We start from the raw sequence: 668 nt of genomic DNA on the forward strand, positions 1-668 counted from the left end.
GGAAAGCCAGAACTTTGCTTTAGGTTAGAGCGCAAATTTTAGTCATACTTCAGAAACATATGTTTGGGAATCTGCAGGAATACGTGCTAAAATATTCCTCGAAACAAAGATTGAGAATGATATGGTTCTGAAAGCTGGTGAAATTAAATGGCTGAACAGGTAGAAGAAGTACCGTCTAAATTAATTCAGACAAGAGTCTATGAACTACATCCCAACCAGGCTATGAGAAGAGTTTTGGATGAAGCTTGTGACTATCGCCGCTATTGCTGGAATCAAGGCCTTGCCTTGTGGAATAAAATGTACAAGGCAAGGCAAGCACTTAAATCTTCTTTGGCCTCCGACCCCAAAAAGCTGACCGAAGAGCAGAAAGTGCTGCTTAAAGAAAAGCCTTCGCCGAGTGAACGAAGAGTTCGTAATATGTTAGTTGCAGATAAAAAAGACTGGCAGTATACACAATCAGCCCGGATTCTGCAACTGGCAATTTCCGACTTGGGCAAGGCTTGGAACAATTTCTTTGACAAGGCCCAACCAGACTGGGGCAAACCAAAATTTCGGTCAAAACGGGAATCCAGACAAGGCTTCAAAAGCGATCAGAGTAAGATCAAGGACGGAATTCTTTATTTGGAGCGGGCAAGAAGAAGCCACGTTCCAAAAGATCAATGGCGTGG

At 43.1% G+C, this 668-nt stretch carries 1 protein-coding gene; it reads left to right on the top strand.

Translation table 11 applies throughout. The features are described 5' to 3' along the window. Window positions 1-147: 147 nt before the first annotated feature. On the top strand, window positions 148-668 hold a 521-nt coding region (locus tag lacNas_RS10665; RefSeq protein WP_201336098.1), incomplete at its 3' end, for a helix-turn-helix domain-containing protein.

The sequence above is a fragment of the Lactobacillus nasalidis genome (genome assembly GCF_016587775.1).
Taxonomy (GTDB): Bacteria; Bacillota; Bacilli; order Lactobacillales; family Lactobacillaceae; genus Lactobacillus; species Lactobacillus nasalidis.